The organism is Gracilibacillus thailandensis, assembly GCF_010994055.1.
Lineage (GTDB): Bacteria > Bacillota > Bacilli > Bacillales > Amphibacillaceae > Gracilibacillus > Gracilibacillus lacisalsi.
The window spans coordinates 61,253-82,123 of record NZ_WJID01000023.1; the positions used below are offsets into that span (position 1 = coordinate 61,253).

The window sequence follows — 20,871 nt, forward strand, 5'->3', positions numbered from 1 at the left end:
ATGTGAGAAAAAGAAAGGGTGTTTTAAGTGGAAAGAATTTCTTGGCATCAATATTTCATGGCACAAAGTCATTTGTTAGCATTGCGTAGTACTTGTCAGCGTTTAATGGTAGGTGCGACCATTGTAAGGGACAAGCGTATTATCGCTGGGGGATATAATGGCAGTGTTTCTGGGAGTGTACATTGTATTGATGAAGGGTGCTATGTGATTGATGGACATTGTGTACGAACCATTCACGCAGAAATGAATGCTTTACTACAATGTGCTAAATTTGGTGCTTCTACAGAAAATGCAGAGATCTATGTAACACATTTTCCTTGTTTGAATTGTTGTAAAGCAATTATTCAAAGTGGAATAAAAACGGTTTATTATGCTGAAGATTATAAGAATCATCCGTATGCAGTGGAATTATTTGAAGAAGCTGGTGTTCATGTTGAAAAAGTAGAATTAGATCAGCACTATATAACATTGAAACCATAATGGCTTGGTAAGGTAAGGGAGGTGATGGTTGCTTGTATCAAAAATTACATTGGTTTGTTTTATTATATGTCATGAGCTTTGTACTGAAAGATGTGAGTGTTCAATGGTTTTTAATAATTTTAACTGTTATCATTATTTTTTTCATGTACATCCACCGATTTTCTAAACTCTTTATTACCTCATTAATCGCTTTTAGCCTTTTTTCTTTTTATCATATTCCTTCCTTAAATCTAGATGATCCCGAAGAAATCTCAAGTACTTATGTCCAAGGAAATATTCAATCTCAAGTAGAACAAAACAGTCAATTTCTTCGCTTTACCCTTCAAGCTTCTGATGATTCTCTTATCCAAGTATATTATTTTCCGGAAACAGATTTTCAAGACAATTTATCCTCATTTCGAACCGGTGCTACTTGTGTCTTGTATGGCGCTTTTCAAAATATTCCGATTGCTCGTAATCCAGGGCAATTTCATTACAAAGAATATTTGGGTTCACAAGGTATTGAGAAACAATTTGTGATCGAATCGTTAGATAAAAGTAAATGTGAAGGACAGTCATCCTGGCAAAAGATATATGATCTACGTCAACAAGTATTAGATCATATCGAGCATCATGTGAGTTCTTTTACATATGTTTGGTTCGCAGCTCTCTTATTTGGAGAGCGTGAACATTTAGAAGATGATGTTGTAAACATATTTCAAAATTGGAATCTTAGCCATTTACTGGCAATTTCTGGTCTACATGTTGGCTTAATTCTGACTATCGTTTACTTTTTATTTTTATTTGTCTTCCGGATCACGATTGAAAAAGCACAATTTTTAATCGCTTGTTTATTGTTCTTCTATCCTGCTATGGCGGGAGGATCACCTTCGGTTTGGCGTGCCAGTCTGTTAGCGATTGTTATCATTGTACTTTCTAAGTTACCAGTTCGGTTTGCTATAACAGATATGTTGAGTATTGTTTTTATCATGATGGTGATATTGGACCCATTCATCATCTATTCGATAGCTTTTCAATTTAGTTTTATTGTAACGTTTGGGATCATATTATCAAGAAAATTATTAAATGTTGGTAATTTATGGGTAGTGCTTCGGATTTCCTTAATAAGTATGCTTATTATCTTACCTATTCAGTTGTATCATTTTTACCAATTTCAACCATTATCTGTCTTTGTAAATGTTATTATCATTCCTTATTTTACAGTAGTAGTATTACCGATTTTATTTATAATACTGCTTGCTTCATTTTTACCGGTCGTTTTAGTGATATTAGATTACATTTTTATGCACATCCATACAGCGGTAATTGCTGCTGTAACAGCAATTGATCATTGGATGCCGGCACCTTGGTTGACGGGAGAATTCCCAATTTATTTATTTCTTCCTTTTTATATAGTTCTATGGTTATTTTTAAACTGTTTAGAAAAGAAACAATTGCAAAAATCGCTTCAATATGGTTCGTTATTAGTGATGTTACTAATCATGATAAATGTCAAGCCATACCTGGATCATCACGGGTATATTACGATGTTGGACATCGGTCAAGGAGATGCTATTATTGTAGAATTACCCTACAGAAAAGGAGTTTTTATGTTGGATGCTGGTGGCAAGATGACAGCAGATTATTCTGAAATATCGTCTGAAACTTTTGATCAGGTTATCGATCCATTTATGAAGTCTAAGGGAATTAATGAAATTGATGCGATTTTTTTGTCACATGCTGATCATGATCATATTGGCAGTGTACCATATATTCTAGCTGGCTATCCTGTTGACTATGTAATCACGAGTCCTTATTTTGATGAAAAGATAATCGAACAATATAAACGTATTGTGCCGGAAACTCAATTTGTCAATGTGAAGGCAGGGGATACGTTCGAACTTAAGGAACAACCATTTGAAGTTCATTATCCCATTCGGAAGCGATCAGATAAAAATGAAAACTCACTAGTGCTAAGTAGCATATTTGGTAAGGACAGATGGTTATTCACGGGTGATTTAGGAGAAGAGGGAGAAATAGCATTAGTTAATGCATATCCAGAATTAAAAACAGATATATTAAAAGTTGCCCATCATGGCAGTAATACATCAAGTTCTACATCTTTTTTAGAAGTGGTAGAAGCCAATGTAGCATTAATATCAGTTGGTGAAAATAATCGTTACGGACATCCACATCAAGAAGTATTAGATAATTTAGCAAAATTTAATATAAAAGTGATGAGAACCGACCAATCTGGTGCCTTAATCTATAAATTCTCGGAAGAAAGAGGAACAGTTTTTCCTTATTTACCATAATATACAGTAGCAAAGAAAAAACGAGACTAAAAAGTTAGCCTCGTTCCTTTTATGAACCAATTGCATCGAAAATAACTCCGATAAAGAAAATAATCATAAAGAATACAAATGAGAAAACAAATCCAAATCCAGCATCAAAAATGTCATGTCGTTTAGACTGAACATCCTTTTCAAATTCATTCATTGTTATTACCTCCTTAAAATATCAAGTTGAAGTGAATTGCCATACTCCTGTCTGAATGTAACACCAACGATTGTCTGTTAGCATTACTTAATTTTTTTCATCCATATCTCAGGATTCCCTTACTTAGCAAGAGTTAACACCTATATATTTTGGGGTATCAGGTCAATCTATATATAAGAAAATATCGCAGCTTGATTAGATACCTAGGGCTAATGAAGTTGCGTTGATATAGATTGCAGAGGGAAGGATGAAAATGCCTCCCTCTTTTTCATTAATATGTATGATATAGGTTTTTACATTCACACTTCTTTTCAACAGTTAAATCTTATTATACAATAAAACATATTCCGTTTTTTTTCAACTTTTTATCGTGTATGACACAATTTTTTAGAAATAAGTTACATATTTGGAGATGAGTGAATGAGTTATTTGGCATGTATCGAAGAAATGAAGAAAGGAAAAATCGCTCCTGTTTATTATTTTCATGGAACTGAAACCTATATGATTGAAGCGTTAAAACAGGCCTTAATTTCAAATGGTGTGGAACAAGAGGAACAGGATACGAATTTGTCTATCTATGACCTAGAAGAAATATCGATTCAGGAAGTAGTGACAGATGCAGAAACATTTCCTTTCCTAGGGGAAAGAAAGATAATAATTGCTACAAATGCAGATTTTTTAAAGGCAAAACCTGCTAAATCAGAAATCGAACATCAGCCTGAAGTATTAATTGATTATATACAAAATCCTGCACCATATTCTGTATTAGTAATAATCGCCCCTTATGAAAAGGTGGACGAGCGGAAAAAGGTTGTTAAACAACTTAAGAAAGCCGCCAAAACTGTTGCGTGCGAACCGTTGAAGGAATGGAATATTCAAGAAGTGATCGGTACAATTGCAAAAGAGCATGGCGTATCCATATCTGACGAAGTGATGACATATTTTATTAACGAAATTGGAACTAACTTGATGATTATCCATTCTGAAATGGAAAAGCTTGCCTTATATGTAGGAGAAGGAAATGCAATCAGACTAGAAGATGCGGAATTATTGTTATCTAGTCAAGAGAACAGTTCAGCCTTGAAATTAATGGATGCTATTATGGCGAACGATTTGGCGAAAGCTATTGATATCACGAAAGATTTAGAAAAAATGAACGAGGATCCAATTGCTTTGATTGCACTTGTGGCATCACAATTCAGGACGTTGTTGCATGTGAAATTATTGAAGCAAAAAGGTTATACGCAACAGCAAATGGCAAGTCAGCTCAAAATTCATCCATATGTTGCGAAGTTATCGATTCAGCGCCAAAGTAAATTTCAGACTAAAGAATTGAAAGAAGCGATTGATCTCCTAACCGAAACGGATGCACAAATAAAATCCGGCCAAATGGATAAATCACTAGCCTTTGAATTGTTACTATACCGACTAATTTCCAAAAGGAAGATTGTGTCTTAAGAAGGTTGTTGATTCCAAGAAAATACAAACTGCGAAGTAATAAAAATTTGTTTGTTCGAAGTAGTGTATTAATTAGATGTGCGGTAATCTAAAACATAATTTTGAAATGTATCGTGATGATAACTACCACTCCGGCTGCCCACTTCCCTTTCCGTGGGGTTTGCCCTTCAGCTAACTTTTTCGAGCCAAAACCGCTCGAAAAAGTGGATCTTCAGGTCAAACAGGTCCCACAGGAGTGAAAGCGGGCGGCCTTCGTTAGATATACTCCACAACACTTATCCGAAATCAACCAATCGATTTCTCCACCATATGTAGCATAGGGTGCGACTATGCTAAAGGGGGAGATTCACAGCAGATTAGTATTGTATTAAAACAAAATAGTTTAGTTCCATGAGTTCATTTCTTTCTATAATCAGAGAACAAAAATAGCGTAGGTAGAATACGGAGACTCCTGTGGGACAGCGAGAGCTGAAGATCCACTTTGCAAAGTGGTTTCCTTTGCAAAGTTAGCTGAAGCCGAGCCCACGGAAAGCGCAGTATTCTGCCGGAGCGGTATACGGTGTACTCTCTACGGGAGGATGAACAGAGCAGAACCTCAAGAAAGTTACTTCACAGTATATGGATAGTGTACTCAATCTTTTCTGATAATAAAAAACCACAACAGTTTGCTCTGTTGTGGTTTTTTATTATGCGCTTAGTCCGTTTACTTTTTGTGCTAAGCGAGATTTTTGACGGTTACCTTTGTTTTGGTGGATAAGTCCTTTTTGTACGGCTTTGTCAATTTTCTTCACTGCAGTTGCAAGTGCAGCCTTTGCATTTTCAACATCATTGCTTGCTACTAATGCTTCCACTTTCTTAATATGTGAACGCATATCTGCTTTAACGGTTTGATTTTGTTGACGGTGATCATCATTCACACGAACACGTTTAATTGCTGATTTAATATTAGCCAATGTCTTCACCTCCATCTTGCTTCTTACCCTATCTTAAGTTAGGTCAAATGACATTTTACCAAAGCTTTAACAAGTTTTCAATAAAAATTGTTGTTACAAAGGAATATTCCTCCGTGTATCTTTTCGAACTAGTCGGTAAAACTATACAAAAATCCATGAGGAGGTTTGTTTGTGAAAGATCAATCATTCGAAGTAAGAACAGATCTAGCGGTAGAAGCAAAAGATATGTATGTTGAGAAAGAAGAAAAAAAAGAACAACAAATACCAGGAGTAACCATAAGTGAGAAGAAAATTGGAAATATAGAAGTAACAAACGTTGAAGTCGACGGGAAAGGCGCAGAAGCGATAGGGAAGAATCCAGGTTCCTACCATACAATTTATTCTAATGCAATAAAACAACAAGATACAAAATCCCAAGAAGAAACAGCAAAAGTAGTAACGAAACAATTACTTGAATTAATGGATAAAAATGATGTTGCAAAAGATGCTTCGGGATTAATCGTAGGTTTAGGAAATCGTAACGTAACACCTGATGCATTAGGTCCGCTGGCAATGGATAAAGTACTTGTTACGAATCATTTATTTGTTCACGAACCGCAGTATGTACAAGATGGCTATCGTAAAGTAGCGACTATTAGCCCAGGTGTAATGGGAGTGACTGGCATTGAAACGAGCGATATTATTAAAGGTGTCATCGAGAAATATAAACCAGGCTTTGTAATTGCTATTGATGCTCTTGCATCTCGTTCTATTGAGAGAGTGAATGCAACGATACAATTATCAGATTCAGGTATACATCCAGGTTCAGGAGTTGGCAATAAGCGAAAAGAATTAAGTAAAGAGACGTTAGGTGTACCTGTTTTTGCTATCGGTGTGCCAACTGTAGTTGATGCGGTTACTATTACAAGCGATGCTATTGATTATGTGTTAAAACATATTGGTAAAGAGTGGCGAGAAAAAGATGAACCTTCTAAATCATTGACACCGGCAGGATTAAATTTTGGTGAGCGCTCTCTATCGGATGAAGATTTACCACCTATAGAAAAAAGAGAAAAAATATTTGGCATGATTGGTGCATTAGATGAACAAGAGAAGCGTGCATTAATGCAAGAAGTGCTGACTCCTCTAGGACACAATTTAATGGTAACTCCTAAGGAAATAGACGGATATATAAAGGATATGGCTCATTTATTAGCAGAATCATTGAATGCAGCAATGCATGAAAATGTTAATATTAAAAATTTTGCTAATTATACAAGGTAAAATAAGTTCTACTTTCTATCGAATCATCATAGTATTTACTAGATATGATAGAGGAGATAGAAAGGAGAACTATTATGCAACGCCCTAATCGATTACAAAAAAAACGTGTGTTTTTATTTTCAAAACATAAATTATTAATCATTATATCGGGATTTGTTACCGCGTTTTTTGCAATGTTTATTTTAGTAGGTATGTTTACAAGTATTGATCCAAATTATCGTGTTGCTTCTAATACTGTCAAGAAATGGACGAACAATATAACAGAAGTCCATTTCTTATCTTTAATGATGATGGAAAATCGCATCTTTAAAGAAGCACTTCCAGAAGACCAAACTCCAATTGATATGTGGAAAGTAGTTTTTGAATTAGGGACGAATGTCAGAATGCATGATGTCAGAAGCTTATTAGGAAGGGAGCTTCCTGGTTTTGAAATGTATGATCGGGAAATCTTAATTGCAGGTGAGGGAACCGATTATACGAACTTAACGGTTGAATCAACACCGCCACTCGATATCGTTTTAGAGGAAAGAGAAGCGACAACACCTGAGGAAAAAGATGAGGAAAAACCTGTTGAAGAACAAGAAAAAACAACAGGTGACAAGGATGTTGTTTATATATATAACACCCATAATCGTGAATCATTTTTACCTTACTTGCCTGATGCAGATGAACCAGATGATGCCTTCCATCATGAAGTAAATATCACCAAAGTCAGTGACCAGCTTGCAAAGGATTTAAAACGCCATGGAATAGGAGCTGAAGTGGAAGATGCTGATATTGGTGCAATCCTAAATGAAAAAGGTTGGAATTATTCCTCGGATTCCTATAGAGCATCTAAAGATGTGATCGAAGCAGCACTGACGGACAATAAAGATGTGAATTTTGTGTTTGATTTACATCGTGATAGCATCCGTAAAGACTTAACAACTATTGAAATTGATGGGAAATCTTATGCCAAGATTATGTTTGTAATAGGTGGAGACAATCCAAATTATGAAAAGAACTATGCCTTAGCAGAGAAACTACACGCATTACTGGATGAAAAATATTATGGCTTAAGTCGAGGGGTAGAGATGTATGGTGGTGCAGGCAGAAATGGTGTATATAACCAAGATGTCTCTGAAAATGCTTTGACGATAGAAGTTGGCGGGGTCGATAACACAATGGAAGAGTTGTATAACACCACAGAAGTTTTTGCAGAAATATTCAGTGAATATTACTGGGATGCAGAAAAAGTTTCGGGATCAAGTGGGGAGGATGAATAGGGTGAAGTACTTCTTTTATCTATTGTTGTTAACACTAGTTTTTTCGTTAGGGATGTACATTGGTATTGATCGGTCAGAAGGGCGCGAAGCAGTCAGTTATCCTCAAGAAGAGGTAATTAATGAACCTGTAGAAGAGAAGGAAGTTGAGGTAGTAGATAGAGATAAAATTATTGAAGAAGTGGAAAGAGACGTACAGGTAAATGAGAAAGCTGAACCTACCTTTTTACACTCGGCAGCAGGTGAAGGTGAAAAAATCGTCAAAGTTATTTTCGATCAAATTGTCGATGTTACCTATACAGTAGTGGATGGCATTTTTTAATTGTAAATAGGTGAAACTATGATCAACGACCATTTGATCATAAGCTGAATTTATTATGGTATTAGCGTCTGTAATTCCTGATTAAGCTTCCTTATGTTACCTGCATCTTAAAGTGTGGGTATTACAGACGAATAGCACCATGATAAATTCTTATTGGATATTTCTGTTGAACATCCACGTTTTCACTGCTATAATCAATGCTAGTATTGTGGTCGAACATAGGAGTTGAATGACATTGACGAACATTAGAAATCAAAGCAAAGTACGTAATTTTTCCATAATTGCACATATTGATCACGGAAAATCAACGTTAGCTGACCGAATCTTGGAAAAAACAAAAGCATTGACGTCTCGTGAGATGAAAGAACAATTTTTAGATGCGATGGATTTAGAACGTGAACGCGGAATTACCATTAAGCTAAATGCTGTTCAATTGAAATATGATCGCGGTGGTGGGGATGAATACCTTTTTCACTTAATTGATACACCAGGGCATGTCGATTTTACATATGAAGTATCAAGAAGCCTTGCAGCATGTGAAGGTGCGATATTAGTGGTGGACGCTGCACAAGGCATTGAAGCACAAACATTGGCGAATGTTTACTTAGCATTAGATAACGATTTGGAAATTATCCCGGTTATTAATAAAATTGATTTGCCAAGTGCTGATCCTGAACGTGTAAAACAAGAAATTACAGATGTGATTGGGATTGATGGTGATGAAGCTATTCTAGCTAGTGCGAAGTCAGGTATAGGTATCGATGAAATACTTGACCAAATTGTTGAAAAAATTCCTGCCCCAGAAGGTAATCCTGATGAGCCATTAAAAGCACTAATATTTGATTCTTTATATGATCCATATCGAGGTGTTATTGCATATATTTGTGTGAAAGAAGGATCAGTTAAAGTAGGAGATAAAATTAAAATGATGGCAACGGGTAAAGAATTTGAGGTCAATGAAGTTGGAGTATTTAATCCGAAGCCAGTTCAACAAGATCAACTAACAGTAGGAGATGTAGGGTATTTAACCGCATCGATTAAAAATGTAGGTGATTCTCGCGTTGGGGATACGATTACATTGGCAAACAATCCAGCACCTGAGCCATTACCAGGTTATCGTCGACTAAATCCAATGGTATTCTGTGGTCTTTATCCTGTTGATGCAGATAAATATAATGATTTACGAGAAGCTCTTGAACGTTTGGAGTTAAATGACTCTTCATTGCAATATGAAGCAGAGACTTCGCAAGCATTAGGTTTTGGATTCCGTTGTGGTTTCTTAGGGCTACTGCATATGGAAATTATCCAAGAACGTATTGAGCGTGAGTTTGGTATAGATTTAATCACGACAGCGCCAAGTGTTATTTATAAGGTTGTGAAGACAGACGGAGAAGAAGTTGATATTGATAATCCTTCATTTATGCCGGATAATCAATCGGTACAAGAAGTTCAAGAACCATTTGTTCGAGCGACGATTATGGTGCCTAACGACTTTGTTGGACCAGTGATGGAAATCTGCCAGAAAAAACGTGGTGAATTTCAGGATATGCAATACTTAGATGATAATCGTGTCAATGTTGTCTATGAAATTCCATTGTCTGAGATTGTCTATGACTTTTTTGATCAATTAAAATCACAGACGAAAGGGTATGCATCATTTGATTATGAAATGGTAGGGTATAAAGTATCAGACTTGGTGAAAATGGATATTTTACTAAATGGTGATACTATCGATGCATTGTCCTTTATTGTACACCGTGGTTTTGCTTTTGAACGTGGCAAGCAAATCGCTGATAAATTAAAGACGTTAATACCTAGGCAACAGTTTGAGGTCCCGATCCAAGCGGCAATTGGTAATAAGATAGTCGCAAGAACAAATATTAAGGCAATGCGTAAAAACGTGTTAAGTAAATGTTACGGTGGGGATATATCCCGTAAACGGAAGCTTCTAGAGAAACAAAAAGAAGGTAAGAAACGAATGAAAATGGTTGGTTCTGTCGAAGTTCCTCAGGAAGCCTTTATGGCCGTACTTAAAATGGATGATGATTAGACAAATGTTAAACCCTTGTCAATTGGCAAGGGTTTTTACCGTACGTGGAAGGGGGAGAAAGCATGGTATCGTCTGTATATATTCACATTCCGTTTTGCGAAAAGATTTGCCATTATTGTGATTTTACCAAGTTCTTTTATGAAGAAAAGATGGCAGATGATTATTTAATTGCATTAGAGAATGAAATAAAAACGAATATACAAGAATCAAAAAAGAAAATGAAAACTATTTTTGTTGGTGGAGGAACACCAACGGCATTGAATAACCGTCAATTAACGAAACTGGTGAAAATGATTGATTTTTATTTTGATGTTGCCAGTGTAGAAGAATATTCATTTGAAGCAAATCCTGGTGATTTAACGGAAGATAAAATACGTATTTTAAAAGACCATGGAGTTAATCGGATTTCGATGGGGGTGCAAGTGTTTGATGACGAGATGTTGGAGCAGTTGGGGAGACTGCACCGTGTGAAAGATGTTTATCAGAATGTGAATGACTTGATAAAGGTAGGCATCGACAATATTAGTATCGATTTAATGTATAGTCTGCCAAACCAGACGATAGAACATTTTGAGAAAACGTTGGATGAGGCACTACAGTTTGATCTGCCTCATTACTCTGCTTATTCATTACAGATTGAGCCGAAAACCATCTTTTATCAGCGATATAAGAAGGGAACGCTAACTAAGCCGCCAGAAGAAATAGAAGCGGATATGTATGAGTTACTGCGTAGAGAAATGAGAAATAAGGAGATCGAGCAATATGAAATCAGCAACTTTGCCAAACCTGGTTTTGAGAGCAAACATAATTTAACTTATTGGAATAATGATTACTATTATGGATTTGGTGCTGGTTCACACGGGTATTTACCAGGTGAAAGGATTATTAATATCCGTCCATTTCCGACATATGTGGAGGCAGCTAATGAAACAGGAAAACCAGTTCTTCATGTAGAAAAAATCGGGAAAAAGGAACAAATCGAAGAGGAGATGTTCCTAGGCTTAAGGAAAAGTGAAGGAGTATCGATTCCAAAATTCGAGGAAAAATACCAAGTGAGTATAGAAGAAGTGTATGGTGATGAGTTAGCTCAGCTTGAGGCAAAAGGATGGATTAATCGTAATACTACGTTTATTAAATTAACCGAAGAAGGAAAGCCATTTGGTAATGAGGTATTTCAATCCTTTTTATTGGACAGAGATATTTAATAAAGGTCAAATTAAATATGAGTTTCCTGATTGACATTTTTAGTGGTATTTGATAATTTATTATTAGATTTAGCACTCAAGGTTTCAGAGTGCTAACAGAGGTGATCATCGATGCTTACAGAGAGACAGATACAAGTTTTGCAGGTTATTATTGATGAGTTCATCCAGACGGCACAACCGATTGGATCAAGGGCTATCGCAAAGAAGGAAGACATTTCTTTTAGTCCTGCCACGATTCGAAATGAAATGGCAGACTTAGAGGAGTTAGGTTTTATTGAAAAGACCCATACTTCCTCTGGACGTGTACCATCCGAGAAAGGATACCGTTTTTATGTAGATAACTTAATGTCACCATTTCGTTTATCGAATCAAGATATGGGTATGATACAACGGACATTTGAACGGGAAATGATCGAATTCGAAAAAGTTGTACAAAAATCAGCACGCGTTTTATCAGATTTAACGAACTATACTTCGATCATTTTAGGACCGGAAGTTTTTGAAACAACATTAAAGCAAATCCAGATTATCAGTTTATCTGAACATACAGCAGTTGCTATATTGGTCACTAATACAGGACATGTGGAACATCGCTATTTCAATGTACCAACAACAATGCAAACTGTAGATTTAGAGAAACTGGTGAATATTTTAAATGATCGCTTGGCTGGCGTGCCGATTGTACATCTGCAACAGAAACTGTATGGCGAAGTAGCCCAAATGTTGCAACGTTATAGTTCTGATTTTGAAGCAACTTATGCCTATTTGAAAGAAGCTTTATTGGAGAAACAGCCTGTAAAACTTTACATGGATGGAAAAACCAATATCATGTTACAGCCAGAATTTCATGACATTGACAAGATTCAATCTCTTTATTCCGTGATGGAAAAAGAAGATCAAATTGCCCATCTGCTCAGAACGTCTGGTAAAGGAATTAAAGTGTCGATTGGACAGGAAAATGAATTGGCTGCAATGCAGGACTGTAGCCTGATTACCGCAACATACTCGTTAGGTGATGAACAACTCGGAACGATTGCATTGCTTGGACCGACAAGAATGGAATATTCAAGAGTTGTATCCATATTGAATGTTTTATCAAGCAGATTAAGTCAAAAATTCAATTCGTGGTACTAATACGAGAAGGGTATGGTGCGATCCCGTACTCTTTTCTCGTGTGTGTATAAAATTTGATTATTTAGTAAAAATGTGTTTTGCTATACAATGGCTTTATTTTAGGAGGTGACAGGGATGGAAGAAAAAGACGTACAACAACAAGAACAAGAAGATATGAAAGAAGAAGTGGTTGAAGATGCTGAACAAGAGCTTGTTACAGAAGAGGAATCAGCAGAATCTGAAGAAGTAACAGTAAGTAATGAAGAATTTAAAAAATTGCAACAAGAGAAAAATGAGTTGCAAGATCGACTTCTTCGTGTGCAAGCAGAATATGATAACTTTAGAAAACGTACCAAGAAAGAAAAAGAAGCAGACCTAAAATACAAATCACAATCGGTAGTAACTGAACTATTACCGGTTTTAGATAATTTCGAGCGAGCACTTCAAGTAGAAATTGAAGATAAAGCAGCAAAAGGTGTTGTCGAAGGTCTAGAAATGGTCTACCGACAATTGAAGACAGTATTGGAAAACGAAGGTGTAACGGAGATTGAAACAGATGGTCAAACTTTTGATCCGAATATACACCAAGCAGTAATGCAAGTAGAAGAAGAAGGTTATGAATCAAACCAAATTGTTGAGACGATGCAAAAAGGGTACCAATTAAAGGACCGCGTAATCAGACCAGCAATGGTGAAAGTTAATCAGTAATTACATACGTTGTGAAGGAGGATGTTGAAAATGGGAAAAATTATTGGTATTGACTTAGGTACAACTAACTCATGTGTAGCTGTAATGGAAGGTGGCGAATCAAAGGTTATTCCAAACCCTGAAGGTAACCGTACAACCCCTTCTGTTGTTTCATTCAAAAATGGAGAACGTCAAATTGGGGAAGTAGCAAAGCGTCAAGCTATTACCAACCCAAACACAATTCAATCGATTAAACGTCATATGGGGACAGATTATAAAGTAGAGATTGAAGGGAAAGAATATACGCCTCAAGAAATTTCTGCAATTATTTTACAACATTTAAAATCATATGCAGAAGATTATTTAGGCGACACAGTAGATAAAGCAGTTATCACTGTTCCAGCTTACTTTAATGATGCTGAACGTCAAGCGACAAAAGATGCTGGTAAAATTGCCGGTCTTGAAGTAGAGCGTATTATTAATGAGCCTACTGCAGCAGCATTAGCATATGGTATTGATAAAGCAGAAGAAGATCAAACAGTACTCGTATATGACCTTGGTGGTGGTACATTTGACGTGTCTATCCTAGACATTGGCGAAGGTACATTTGAAGTAGTTTCCACAGCCGGAGACAACCGTCTTGGTGGAGATGACTTTGACCAAGTATTAATTGACCACATGGTAGAAGAGTTCAAGAAAGAAAATGGTATAGACCTTTCACAAGATAAAATGGCACTTCAACGTTTGAAAGATGCTGCTGAAAAAGCGAAGAAAGATCTTTCTGGTGTAGCTCAAACACAAGTATCTCTTCCATTTATTACAGCTGGAGATGCTGGTCCGTTGCACTTAGAAATGAACATTACTCGCGCGAAGTTCGATGAGCTGTCTGCAGGACTTGTGGAAAAAACAATGGGACCAACTCGTCAAGCATTAAAAGATGCTGATCTTACTGCAAGTGAAATTGATAAAGTATTGCTTGTTGGTGGTTCAACACGTATTCCGGCAGTACAAGAAGCTATTAAAAAAGAGATTGGCAAGGACCCATCTAAAGGTGTAAATCCTGATGAAGTTGTAGCACTTGGAGCGGCTATCCAAGGTGGGGTATTACAAGGTGACGTAAAAGACGTGGTATTACTTGACGTTACTCCATTATCACTAGGTATTGAAACTATGGGTGGTGTAACAACAAAACTTATCGAACGTAATACAACAATCCCAACTAGTGCACAACAAGTATTCTCAACTGCAGCGGATAATCAAACAGCTGTTGATATTCATGTATTACAAGGTGAACGTGAAATGGCACAAGATAACAAAACACTTGGTCGTTTCCAACTAACTGATATTCCACCAGCACCACGTGGAGTACCTCAAATCGAAGTATCATTCGACATTGATGCCAATGGTATCGTAAATGTTCGTGCAAAAGATTTAGGTACAAATAAAGAGCAGTCTATTACGATTAAATCTTCTTCGGGACTTTCTGATGAAGAAGTTGAAAAAATGGTACAGGAAGCAGAAGAAAATGCTGAAGAAGATAAAAAGCGTCGTGAAGAAATAGAATTGCGTAATGAAGCAGATCAATTGGTTTTCCAAACGGATAAAACGTTAAAAGATCTTGGCGACAATGTTTCTGACGAAGAAAAACAAAAAGCAGAAACAGCAAAAGATGAACTGAAAAAGGCATTAGAGGACAATGATCAGGAACAAATTAAAGCGAAGAAAGAAGCTCTAGAACAAGAGGTTCAAGCTCTTTCCATGAAGCTTTATGAGCAAGCTCAACAACAAGCACAGGCTAACGGTGATACCGCAGGAGCAGATGAACAGCAAGCAGAAGATGTAGTAGACGCAGACTACGAAGAAATGGACGATGAAGATAAAAAATAAAAATAGATTAAAAATCTAAGTTTGGAAAGTCAAAGTCAGTAATACATGGCTTTGGCTTTTTCCATGAAATAGTCAATTTTTAAAATTCTTATTTAACAACGGACGCTACTTTATGATACTTAGTGTCTAACAAGTAATGTTTGCTTATCTTTATCAATCAATGTTATGATAATGTTTATGCAATAAACGAGCGGGAGTGTGATCAGTCAGTGAGTAAACGAGATTATTATGAAGTACTTGGTGTATCCAAGGATGCTTCAAAAGAAGAAATAAAAAAAGCGTACCGTAAACTTGCAAGAAAATATCACCCAGACGTTAATCAAGAAGAAGGCACAGATCAGAAATTCAAGGAAGTAAAAGAAGCTTATGAAGTATTAGGTAATGAACAAAAAAGAGCTCAATACGACCAATTTGGTCATGCCGGTCCACAAAGTCAGGGTGGCTTTGGTGGTTTCGGAGGCGCAGAAGACTTCGGTGGATTCGGAGATATCTTTGATATGTTCTTCGGTGGTGGTGGTCGCAGAAGAGATCCGAATGCCCCGCGCCAAGGAAACGACCTACAATATTCGATGACATTAGAATTTGAAGATGCCATTTTTGGAAAAGAGACAGATATCCACATCCCTAAAGAGGAAGACTGTACAACATGTAATGGTTCAGGAGCAAAGCCTGGTACTACTCCAGAAACTTGTAGTCATTGTAATGGTAGCGGCCAGTTAAATGTTGAGCAAAACACGCCTTTTGGTAGAGTAGTTAATAGACGTGTATGTCACCATTGTCAAGGTAGCGGTAAAATGATTAAAGATAAATGTACAACGTGTGGTGGCCAAGGTAAGGTCAAGACTCGCAAGAAAATTCATCTTAGTATTCCTGCAGGTATTGATGATGGTCAGCAAATTCGCGTTGCAGGTCAAGGTGAACCTGGTGTGAACGGTGGGCCAGCTGGGGATTTATATGTTATTATTCAAGTAAAAGAACATGAATTCTATCAACGTGAAGGCGATCATATTTTCTGTGAAATGCCTATAACCTTTGCACAAGCTGCACTTGGAGATGAAATTGAGGTTCCAACACTACATGGTAAAGTGAAACTTAAGGTTCCAGCTGGTACACAAACTGGTAAAACATTCCGCTTAAAAGGAAAAGGTGCTCCGAATGTTAGAGGATATGGTCATGGTGATCAGCATATTAAAATCCGTGTGATTACACCGACTAACTTAAGTGACCGTCAGAAGGAATTATTAAGAGAATTCAATGAAATTAGTGGTAACCAACCGACCGATGAACATGAAAATTCGTTCTTCCAACGCGTAAAACGTGCTTTTAAGGGAGAATAAGCAATCCTTGATGAAAATTAATATAAAGTGAGTTGATCTGTGTGAAGTGGACAGAGCTGTGTATCTATACGACAAATGAAGCGATTGAACCGATCTCCAACATTATTCATGAAGCAGGTGCCAGTGGTGTTGTCATTGAAGATCGTCAGGATTTAGAGAAGGAACGTGAAAGCATTTATGGTGAAATATATGATCTAAATCCTGATGATTACCCTGAAGAGGGGGTTCGTTTAAAAGCATATCTTCCTGTTAATAGTTTCCTAGGTGAAACAGTATCTGAGATCAAGCAAGCGATTAATAATCTACTTCTATATGATATAGATATTGGTTTAAATAAGATAACCCTCAGTGAAGTAAATGAAGAAGAATGGGCAACTGCTTGGAAAAAGTATTATAAACCAGCGAAAATTTCAGAACGGGTAACGATAACACCAACTTGGGAAGATTATCAGCCTGTCTCCACAGATGAACTCATCATAGAGTTAGATCCAGGTATGGCATTTGGTACAGGTACCCACCCGACAACCGTACTAAGCATTCAAGCACTTGAGAGATTCATTAATGAGGGGGACACTGTACTTGATGTAGGATGTGGTTCAGGTGTGTTAAGTGTTGCCTCCGTATTATTAGGTGCAGAACAGGTTTTTGCCTACGACTTAGACGAAGTAGCTATTCAAAGCACCAAGTTAAACGTCAAAGTAAATAAAGTGGATAGCAAAGTCAAAGTAAAGCAGAATAATTTACTAGAAAATGTTACGGAAGCAGCAGATATTATCGTAGCAAATATCTTGGCTGAAATCATTTTGCGTTTTGAAAATGATGCTTTTGAACGATTGAAACCAGGTGGAGTATTTATTACTTCTGGTATTATTCAAAAGAAAAAGCAGGATGTTAAGGAAGGTTTAGTAACTGCGGGATTTAACATTTTAGAAATCAATCAGATGGAAGATTGGATTTCAATAATTGCCCAAAAGCCTGAAGAAAGTAGGTAAAGGGATGCAACGTTATTTTATAGAAAAAGATAACTGGCAGGAAGACAAAATACAAATTGTGGCAGACGATTATCATCATATTGTTCATGTTATGCGGATGGAAGAAGGAGATACATTGATTGCCAATCGTTATGACGGACAATCAGCGATATGTCGGATCCATGTAATTCAAGAAACAGTGGTGGAAGCTACTGTTGAAGAGTGGCTTCAGGAAGAATCGGAGCCACCAATTGACATTGCGATTGTACAAGGCTTGCCAAAAGGTGATAAATGGGAATTAATTCTCCAGAAAGGGACTGAACTTGGAGCTACACATTTCATTCCTTTTCAAGCAGACCGTTCTGTCGTAAAATGGGATCACAAAAAACTGAAGAAAAAACTACCCAGATGGCAAAAAATCGTGAAAGAAGCGAGTGAACAATCACATCGCACAAAAATTCCTAAAGTTGAATCTGTTGTAACATTCGAAGAATTAAAGGACATAAGTGCGTCTTATGATTGGAAATTCTTTGCTTACGAAGAGGCGACGCGTGATTACAAGTCGTTCAAATTACATAACTACTTTTCACAAATAGAAGAAGGTCAATCCATTATAATATGCATCGGTCCAGAGGGTGGATTTAGCGAAGATGAAGCAAATGGATTGAAGGATGCAGGCTTTCAGGCAATACGTCTTGGACCACGAATTTTACGAACAGAAACAGCGCCTTTATACGTACTTGCAAATTTATCTTACTACTTTGAAGAAATGAGGTGAAGGAATGCCTACAGTAGCATTTCATACATTAGGCTGTAAAGTAAACCATTATGAAACAGAAGGTATATGGCAGAAATTCAAAAATGAAGGTTATGAGCGAGTAGATTTCGATCATCATGCCGATGTTTATGTTATCAATACGTGTACAGTTACCAATACGGGTGATAAAAAAAGCCGGCAAGTAATTCGTCGTGCCATTCGTAGCAATCCGGAAGCAGTGGTTTGTGTAACAGGTTGCTATGCTCAAACCTCTCCAGGGGAGATTATGGAGATTCCAGGTGTTGATATTGTTGTAGGAACACAGGATCGCGGTAAGATGATTCAATATATTGAAGAACATCAAGAGCACCGCCAACCAATCAATGGTGTATCCAATATTATGAAAAATCGTGTTTTTGAAGAAATGGATGTGCCTCAATTCTCAGATCGGACACGTGCGTCACTAAAAATCCAAGAAGGATGTAATAACTTCTGTACGTTTTGTATTATCCCATGGTCTCGTGGACTATTACGCTCTAGAGAACCAGAGAATGTACTGAAGCAAGCACGTCAACTGGTAGATGCGGGTTATAAAGAAATTGTTCTAACAGGTATTCATACAGCTGGATACGGAGAAGACATGAAAGATTATAACTTCGCACAGCTATTACGTGACCTAGAATCAAAAGTAGACGGTTTAAAACGAATCCGTATTTCGTCAATAGAAGCGAGTCAAATTACGGACGAAGTGATTGAGGTTTTAGATGATTCTAAAAAAGTAGTACCACATCTTCATATTCCGTTACAATCAGGTTCAGATACTGTATTGGAAAGAATGCGTCGTAAATATACAACAGATTTCTATAAAAAACGTGTAGCCAAAATACAAAAGGCCTTACCACATTTAGCGATAACATCAGATGTAATAGTTGGATTTCCAGGTGAAACAGAGGAAGAATTCGAGGAGACAATGAATTTTGTCAAAGAAATTGGTTACTCAGAATTACACGTGTTCCCTTTCTCTAGAAGAACTGGTACGCCTGCAGCACGGATGGACAACCAAGTAGATGATGAAGTGAAAAATCGTCGCGTTCAAGCATTAATTGACCAATCAAATGAACAAGCATTAGCATATGCGAAAAATTATGAAAATGAAGTGGTCGAGGTTATTCCTGAGGAAACATTTGATGCTGATCAACCGAATATGTTGGTAGGTTATTCGGATAACTATTTAAAAGTTAAATTCGAAGGTACGAAAGATATGATCGGTGAGATTGTTCGCGTGAAAATAACAAAGGCAGGTTATCCGTATAACGAAGGTCAATTTGTCCGAGTAATGGATGACACCGCATTATCTGTTTAAACCAAAACCATAACAGGTATTCTGTTACGGTTTTTCTACTAGGACAAGAAAGTATATAATCAGCGCAGTGATCGTGTTTTAACGAATTAGTTATTTTGACATATTTTATGTGTTTGCCCAACGCTCCAACTAATTACTTCCCTTTCCGCGTGCACGGCCTCAACTAACTTTGCAAAGAAAAACACTTCGCAAAGTGGATTTTCGGCTCGCGCTATTCCCGCAGGAGTCTTCGTAATTAGTCTCCGCTATAAGTTCATGCTAGTGTTGTAGAGCCTGATAATAGCGAAGGGCCGCCGGAGTGGCGGTTAAGTGATTGATATATTTCAAAATGGCTACTAGAGAAATCGTAGTTCTAGTTAGCATTTAGTGCTAAGGATTGGGCGAGGTTTGCCTGTTTTTCTTATTAAAACGGTTGACCTATTTTTACTGGTATATTATAATTGCAAAGAGACATATGTATCTATACATATGTTTGATTAATTTTGTTGATGCTTCGGAGGGAGGGAAATTAGCATGTCTAACACAACTCGCGTTCGTAAAAACGAGTCACTTGAAGATGCTCTTCGTCGCTTTAAACGTAGTGTATCAAAATCTGGTACATTATCTGAATATCGTAAGCGTGAATTTTATGAAAAACCTAGTGTTCGCCGTAAGAAAAAATCGGAGGCAGCTAGAAAGCGTAAATTTTAAAGAGGGTGTAATGAAATAATGGCAATCGTTGAACTTTTGAACCAGGATATGAAGCAGGCGATGAAGGATAAAGATAAAGTTAAATTAGGTGTAATTAGAATGGTCAAAGCATCGATGCAAAATGAAGCCATTAAATTACAGAAAGACGCATTGTCTGAAGAAGAAGAATTAACTGTTTTAGCGAGAGAGCTAAAGCAAAGAAAAGATTCCCTCCATGAATTTAAAGAAGCTGAACGCGAAGATCTTGTAAGCAAGTTAGAAGATGAAATTAACATAATACAAGCTTATATGCCTGAACAACTTTCTGATGAAGAATTAGAGAAAATAGTTGTTCAGACGATCGAGGAAGTTCAAGCTCAATCAAAAAAAGATATGGGAAAAGTAATGAGTGCGCTTATGCCTAAAGTAAAAGGTAAAGCAGAAGGCTCAAGAGTGAATCAATTGGTTCAAAAGAACTTATCATAAACGGACAAAATGAATTCATTCATCTATAAGACCCTTGACTTATTGAATAAGTTAAGGGTCTTTTTAACAAGGATAGGAAGTTTAAAAAATTGGGCTCTATACTAAATGTGGTGGTGCTTCCTGGAGTGAT

General features: G+C 36.9%; 18 protein-coding genes and 1 pseudogene. 17 read left to right on the plus strand and 2 right to left on the minus strand.

The genetic code is table 11. The annotated features are described in order from the left end of the window. Positions 1-27: 27 nt before the first annotated feature. Positions 28-474 (plus strand): annotated as a pseudogene (locus GH715_RS08915) (ComE operon protein 2); the annotation flags it as partial. 38 nt (positions 475-512) lie between these two features. After that, entirely contained in the window at positions 513-2,774 is a 2,262-nt protein-coding gene (locus tag GH715_RS08920) for a DNA internalization-related competence protein ComEC/Rec2 (RefSeq protein WP_153835103.1), read from the plus strand. A 49-nt stretch (positions 2,775-2,823) separates the two neighbouring features. Here the strand turns inward: GH715_RS08920 and GH715_RS08925 are convergent, their stop codons facing one another. Beyond that, a complete protein-coding gene (locus GH715_RS08925) occupies positions 2,824-2,958 on the minus strand; it encodes a YqzM family protein (protein WP_018931571.1) in 135 nt (44 codons plus the stop codon). Between the two features lie 420 nt (positions 2,959-3,378). Between GH715_RS08925 and holA the strand changes: the two genes are divergently transcribed. After that, a complete protein-coding gene (gene holA, locus GH715_RS08930) occupies positions 3,379-4,416 on the plus strand; it encodes a DNA polymerase III subunit delta (protein ID WP_153835104.1) in 1,038 nt (345 codons plus the stop codon). Positions 4,417-5,102: 686 nt separating this feature from the next. Here the strand turns inward: holA and rpsT are convergent. Next, positions 5,103-5,369 carry a 30S ribosomal protein S20 gene (gene rpsT / locus GH715_RS08935; protein ID WP_018931573.1) on the minus strand — a complete coding sequence of 89 codons (267 nt, stop codon included), beginning with the start codon at positions 5,367-5,369 and terminating at the stop codon, positions 5,103-5,105. A 171-nt stretch (positions 5,370-5,540) separates the two neighbouring features. Between rpsT and gpr the strand changes: the two genes are divergently transcribed. From gpr to GH715_RS09005, 14 genes are all read left to right on the plus strand, one after another. Then, on the plus strand, positions 5,541-6,632 hold the full coding sequence (gpr, locus tag GH715_RS08940) for a GPR endopeptidase (RefSeq protein ID WP_163578559.1): 1,092 nt from the start codon (positions 5,541-5,543) through the stop codon (positions 6,630-6,632). Positions 6,633-6,706: 74 nt separating this feature from the next. After that, positions 6,707-7,897 (plus strand): stage II sporulation protein P, encoded by a 1,191-nt coding sequence (gene spoIIP, locus GH715_RS08945; RefSeq protein ID WP_153835105.1) that lies wholly within the window; start codon positions 6,707-6,709, stop codon positions 7,895-7,897. A gap of 1 nt (position 7,898) precedes the next feature. Continuing rightward, positions 7,899-8,216 (plus strand): hypothetical protein, encoded by a 318-nt coding sequence (locus GH715_RS08950; protein ID WP_153835106.1) that lies wholly within the window; start codon positions 7,899-7,901, stop codon positions 8,214-8,216. A gap of 229 nt (positions 8,217-8,445) precedes the next feature. Then, entirely contained in the window at positions 8,446-10,266 is a 1,821-nt protein-coding gene (gene lepA / locus GH715_RS08955) for a translation elongation factor 4 (protein WP_153835107.1), read from the plus strand. A 62-nt stretch (positions 10,267-10,328) separates the two neighbouring features. Beyond that, complete coding sequence (gene hemW / locus GH715_RS08960) at positions 10,329-11,471, plus strand: radical SAM family heme chaperone HemW (RefSeq protein ID WP_153835108.1); 1,143 nt, start codon at positions 10,329-10,331, stop codon at positions 11,469-11,471. A 111-nt stretch (positions 11,472-11,582) separates the two neighbouring features. Continuing rightward, the gene (hrcA, locus tag GH715_RS08965) at positions 11,583-12,605 is read left to right on the plus strand and encodes a heat-inducible transcriptional repressor HrcA (protein WP_153835109.1); all 1,023 of its coding nucleotides are present in this window, start codon (positions 11,583-11,585) and stop codon (positions 12,603-12,605) included. 114 nt (positions 12,606-12,719) lie between these two features. After that, positions 12,720-13,292 carry a nucleotide exchange factor GrpE gene (grpE, locus tag GH715_RS08970; protein ID WP_153835110.1) on the plus strand — a complete coding sequence of 191 codons (573 nt, stop codon included), beginning with the start codon at positions 12,720-12,722 and terminating at the stop codon, positions 13,290-13,292. Between the two features lie 30 nt (positions 13,293-13,322). After that, on the plus strand, positions 13,323-15,158 hold the full coding sequence (gene dnaK / locus GH715_RS08975; protein WP_153835111.1) for a molecular chaperone DnaK: 1,836 nt from the start codon (positions 13,323-13,325) through the stop codon (positions 15,156-15,158). Positions 15,159-15,367: 209 nt separating this feature from the next. Continuing rightward, positions 15,368-16,495 carry a molecular chaperone DnaJ gene (dnaJ, locus tag GH715_RS08980; protein WP_163578560.1) on the plus strand — a complete coding sequence of 376 codons (1,128 nt, stop codon included), beginning with the start codon at positions 15,368-15,370 and terminating at the stop codon, positions 16,493-16,495. A 41-nt stretch (positions 16,496-16,536) separates the two neighbouring features. Next, positions 16,537-17,487 (plus strand): 50S ribosomal protein L11 methyltransferase, encoded by a 951-nt coding sequence (gene prmA, locus GH715_RS08985; RefSeq protein WP_163578561.1) that lies wholly within the window; start codon positions 16,537-16,539, stop codon positions 17,485-17,487. A 4-nt stretch (positions 17,488-17,491) separates the two neighbouring features. Next, entirely contained in the window at positions 17,492-18,244 is a 753-nt protein-coding gene (locus GH715_RS08990) for a 16S rRNA (uracil(1498)-N(3))-methyltransferase (RefSeq protein WP_153835113.1), read from the plus strand. Between the two features lie 4 nt (positions 18,245-18,248). Further along, complete coding sequence (mtaB, locus tag GH715_RS08995) at positions 18,249-19,586, plus strand: tRNA (N(6)-L-threonylcarbamoyladenosine(37)-C(2))-methylthiotransferase MtaB (protein WP_153835114.1); 1,338 nt, start codon at positions 18,249-18,251, stop codon at positions 19,584-19,586. A 513-nt stretch (positions 19,587-20,099) separates the two neighbouring features. Continuing rightward, positions 20,100-20,276 carry a 30S ribosomal protein S21 gene (rpsU, locus tag GH715_RS09000; protein ID WP_018931586.1) on the plus strand — a complete coding sequence of 59 codons (177 nt, stop codon included), beginning with the start codon at positions 20,100-20,102 and terminating at the stop codon, positions 20,274-20,276. 18 nt (positions 20,277-20,294) lie between these two features. Next, positions 20,295-20,741 (plus strand): GatB/YqeY domain-containing protein, encoded by a 447-nt coding sequence (locus GH715_RS09005; protein ID WP_153835115.1) that lies wholly within the window; start codon positions 20,295-20,297, stop codon positions 20,739-20,741. Positions 20,742-20,871: the final 130 nt, after the last annotated feature.